The organism is Aquimarina agarilytica ZC1 (assembly GCF_000255455.1).
In the GTDB taxonomy this organism is placed as follows: domain Bacteria; phylum Bacteroidota; class Bacteroidia; order Flavobacteriales; family Flavobacteriaceae; genus Aquimarina; species Aquimarina agarilytica.
On record NZ_JH621316.1, the window covers coordinates 1 to 4,918 of the forward strand.

General features: G+C 32.7%; 3 protein-coding genes and 1 pseudogene. 3 read left to right on the forward strand and 1 reads right to left on the reverse strand.

What is annotated here, in order from left to right; translation table 11 throughout:
- The 3 genes and pseudogenes from KQA_RS20625 to KQA_RS0218015 all read left to right on the forward strand — a co-directional run.
- Positions 1-3,386: pseudogene (locus KQA_RS20625) on the forward strand (hypothetical protein); the annotation flags it as partial.
- Positions 3,387-3,388: 2 nt separating this feature from the next.
- A complete protein-coding gene (locus KQA_RS0218010; RefSeq protein ID WP_010183029.1) occupies positions 3,389-4,021 on the forward strand; it encodes a hypothetical protein in 633 nt (210 codons plus the stop codon).
- Between the two features lie 82 nt (positions 4,022-4,103).
- Positions 4,104-4,436, forward strand: a complete 333-nt coding sequence (locus KQA_RS0218015; RefSeq protein WP_010183031.1) for a hypothetical protein — start codon at positions 4,104-4,106, stop codon at positions 4,434-4,436.
- Here the strand turns inward: KQA_RS0218015 and KQA_RS0218020 are convergent.
- On the reverse strand, positions 4,431-4,658 hold the full coding sequence (locus KQA_RS0218020; protein ID WP_010183032.1) for a hypothetical protein: 228 nt from the start codon (positions 4,656-4,658) through the stop codon (positions 4,431-4,433). The genes KQA_RS0218015 and KQA_RS0218020 overlap by 6 nt on opposite strands.
- Positions 4,659-4,918: the final 260 nt, after the last annotated feature.

Consider the following 4,918-nt stretch of genomic DNA (forward strand, 5'->3'; position numbering starts at 1 on the left):
TGCAGTACCGTAAAAAAAAGGCCTATACACAAACAAACGAAACTAAAGAAACCAAAAGAAACGGAAAAAAGAGAAAAAAGAACAAAGGTTCAAAAAATGCCTCCTATTCTGGTATTAAAGCGGTGGACGGAGGCAGTCCTTGGTTCGAAATCAAGACCTTTAGCGAGCAAGCCACTATTTTTAATTTAGAAAAAGCCACGACTTACGAGTTTAGAGTAGGTGGAAGATGTCGCCCCAATGGCGGTTTTGCTTATGGCAATATTCAGGAATTTACCACGGCAAGTAGTAATGACCAAGCCTCGGGTTACCAGTGTGGTATTTTACCTAACATACAAATCAATAATCAAGAGCCTTTAGAGCGTTTGGGGGTCAATGAAGTATTTACGGCAGGGGATTTCCCGGTCACCGTAAAATTTATAGCCCAAGGGAATCGCGTATCGGGCGAGCCAGGATCTGGAGCGCCAGTATTAGGAGCCAATGGCACCTATAGCGGTTGGGGATTTATAACAGTGCCCTACCTAGCCGACACCCGAATTAAAGTGATTTTTAATAACATCAAACTCAACTCCGATTACCAATTAATCGAAGGCGTTGTAGAAACGGATTATGATAAAGATTGGGGAGATGTTGATGATATTAGTGATGAGTTGGAGGTGTTGGAGGATGTTATAGAAATTATAGGTGAACGCATCGAAAAAATCAAGAATAAAATTGGTGATTTATTCGAAAAAAGTAAAATCACCGAAGAAGAAAAGAAAGCTTATGAAAATGAAGTTGCTCAATATGATAAAGAGAAAGAAGAAGTTAAGGAGGCTAAAGATGGACTTGATGCTCTAAATGAGGAGATAAAAAAAGAGGATAATGAAGAAAAGAAGAAAAAACTCAAACAAGAAGCTACTGAACTTAAAGACTCTATTAAAAAGCGCCAAAAAGATTTAAATACAGCTACAGAAAATCTTGAAGAACGATTGAATGTAGGAGAAAATCAGGGAGTTGTAGCAAGTTCCGATGGATATTTCGATGGTAGTTTATCCTACAATCCGGCAACTGCAGATACTAGTGATTTAAAAACCGTTGAAGGCTTTGCTAATTTTGATGCTCAAAAAATATTTTCTTCAGAAGAATTTGCAAAAGCGAATAGTGAACCTATTCGGGTATCTATTGGGGAAAACAAAAATCTGATTGTTACACATTCTAAGATTTCAAAAGAAGATTTCGATGCCCTGAAAGCAGAACTATCTAATATTAATTATGGGTATTATCTATGGACTCATTACGATTTAGAGAAGAAGGAAGTTCAATACAAAATTAATTTTGCTTCAGATTACTTTGGCAACCTTGATCTAAATAGAAATCAATATGTTGAATTCTTTAATAAGATATTAACTTTTGATGTTTCAATGGCGGTAGGAAAAGCTATTGTTAGTGCTTCGGATCATTTAGATGTTTTATTAGAAGAATACAAAGCTTATGTACCAGGAATAGACAAGGAACTTATCAGTGGTTATAGTACTTATGATATTTTAAAGTTATTATTAGAGTTTGGTAGAGCTTGTGGCGAAGAAATAAAAGAGCAAAAGAAAGGCACCATTGTACCAAAATGCCTTTGGAATCATGAGAAATATTATCCAGCAGCTTATGCCGCAGGGTTTATTGATGGTATTTGGGAAATTGTAGATTTAGGAGTTGATTTGGCTAAATTTTCAGGAGCTTGGAGCCCTTTAAGTCCTATTTTTTTAACAGACGAAGCGGCACAAATTAGAGAGCAAACTATAAGTACTTTGACTTTAATTGGAGAGATTTTTACAACTGAAGGTGCTTTAAAAAATGCAGCATCACACGTGGGTCAAACCCTAAAAGCTGAGTTTAGCAAATACAAACATAATATTGGTAAGTTTGATGCAGAAGGAAGGTATCTACAAGGGAAATTAGTTTTTGATATTGTTAGTTTGTTTATTGGGTTGGAAGAGCTGAAAATATTGGCTAAAACAGGAAAGTTAACCTCAAAAACATTACAAGGACTTAAAAAACTAGGTAAAGGAGGAAGGCAGTTAGTTTTTGCTTTAGGTAAAAAACTTAAGATTGACAAAAACAAGATCGTCACTTATGCATTGAATATAAATACGATTATAGAAATTGGTCGTTTTGCTGATGATGGTGTATTAATTGTAGACGATTTATTAAAAACATCAACTGAAATAGTCCAAGAAATCGGTGAAATTACCTACCGCGAAGGAGCTAATGGCGTTGAAGAAACCGCAGAGTTGGCGATAGTCGAAGCTGCTGATGGAAGTAAAAAATTAGCGCTTAAATTAGGTGAAAAAATTGATGACGTTATTGAATCTGCGAGAGAATTTGTTAGAAAAAATTATGGACAAGATTTTCTAAATCAGATTACACAAAAATATGGAAAAAATAATGCAGGTGCTTTAGCTGTTGTTGTCAAAAGATTTGGAGAAGAAGGTGCTGAATTATTAAGGAAAGGAAAAAGCCTAGATGATATTGCCTCAGAACTTGTTAAAGAGCGTACATTATATAGAAATATTGGTTCTCAAGCGGGTTACTTAGATAATCTAAAAAAGACAGGAGAAATCCCTTCGGGTTATACGACCTACTTTTCAGCAGATAAATTTGATGATCCAGTTGAAGCGATATCTAAAATGCAACTTAATGGGGAGTGGACAGATGCTGTTTGGGTTGCTGAGTTTAGTGGATCGCAATTAGTAGGTAAAGTAAAATTCCCTAAGGCTAAATGGAATGAAAGTAAATATTTAGAGGTATTAACAAGAAGTTTTCCTAAATGGGGTGAAGGTGGCGCTAGCCAGTTTATTACAGAGGCAAAAATTAAAATTTCAAAACTTCGTAACCTAAAGACAGGAGAGATTATTGAGTTCTCTCAAAAATTATCAAGATCCATTGATAAAATATTGGTTAATGGAAAAATACCAACAAATAGCAAGGGCTTTACTAAGTGGTTCGATGGATTAACCTTAGAAGAATTTGATTTAGTCTGGGAAGATTCAAAACTTAATAAAACTTTACAACGAAGAATAAGATGGCCAGCGGAATATCATGAGTGGTGTATGGTTTGTGAATCAAGAAGATTTAAAGAATGGGGTGTTTCTATGGATGAAGTTCATCGTTTTAGAACAAAAACATTAGAATTGAAAGGGACTAACCCCAAAACAGGTGAGCCTTTTGCTCATTCAATTGAAAATGCAGAAGGAAAAATAGTTTCTGGACCAGGGTCAAAAACTTTTCATAATGAGTTGCAAGACATCATTATTAATAGTAGTTCATTAAATGATTTTAATAGTGCCTTACCAGAGTTAATTAAGAGATGGGATATTGATCCAGACTTATTGCCACCTCTTCTAACTAATTAAAAATGAGTTTAGAATTACAAGATTGGATAAGTTATTGTAAAGGAGAAAAAGATTTTGATAAAAGTCATTTTTATACTCTTTTAATGAATAACGATGATGGAAAAGAAGTATCTCTAGAAGAAATAAGCAATGTTTTTAATTCTTTTCCTAATGCAGTACTCCTTGCTGAAAGACTTGCTACATATTACTCAAAAGAAAGTTTTCTTGATAAGATTGATCATATCAAAGATTTTCTAGTTGAAAAAACGATCAATGATATTACCTCTAAAAGATTACTTTTCAAAGGAGATGATTTAGAGGAATATTTAAAAAACAAAGTGTATTATGTTGATAAGATTGATGATGTTTTGAACGCTAAAATGAGTTTTTGGCAAAACGAGGAATATATTGATGTTATAGAAGATCACCTGTTTGATAATCGATTAATTACTACACCTAAAATAGAAACTCTTTTTGAAGCTTATTTTGGTTTAGCTCGAAATTATCAACTTGTTTGGTATTTGGGAAGCCCTTTAATAAATACTGGAATTAATTTTGATTATTATTTCGATATATGGAAAGTCGGTGGAGATTATGCCATTACGGAGGATGCTATAATAGTATCAAGACATAAATCAAAACCAGGTATTAAATAGGTAATGGAATAAAATTTAAAGAATATCTAGACCCTACAACAAAAGAAATATTAAGTTTTCATCAAGTTATTAATTTTTAGATATGGAATTACCAAATATATACAACTTTATAGATGAAAAGTATTCTCCGTTATTAAGCTATTTATTTACTCTTCCTTTAAATGATTTTCTTAAATTTTTAAAAGCGATTAGAGATAGATCAGGACTAGTAAGAGACTATCACGGTTTTGATTTTGAAAAAAGTAATGAATATGTAGAATTTTGGGATGATAGTTCAGGGCAAGAATTAATTATTGAATTATCTATTAGCAACTTACTTGCCTTATTAAGTCCAATTATTGATTCTTTTAAAGATGATCTTAAAATTAACAAACAAATTACCCTAACGATAAATGAAATTAAAAGTAGCTTATAATTGCGGTACTTTAATAATTTTAATGTATCTAATGTTGTCTTTACTGTAAACTTCAATACAACCATCATTTTCCCATTTGTCAAGTGTGTTTTTAATTAAGTCGTAGTTATCCCGAATATCATCTGGTAAAGAATCCCATTTCCATTCAGGGTTGTAGAAACCAAAATCATGTTTGATACACTTGTGTAGGTGTTGGACTATTTTTTTTCTTTTACTGGGCATATTAAAAACTATTTTTTAAGTACTATATGCCAATTTAGTTTTGGCATCCGTGCCTGCAAAGTTAATCAAACAAAATAAGTTTTTTTTGTAAAATGATCTTGTTTTAAAAATAGAGTCTTCTTGTTGTAATTTTATCAAGTCAAATAGAAATAGATGTTTTAATTGAAAGTTTAATGTAAATTGATGGTGTAAATTAACACGGATTTGCACCTTAAATCCGTAGGTCTATAGGATAAAACAACCGCAAACTCTTTATTGAT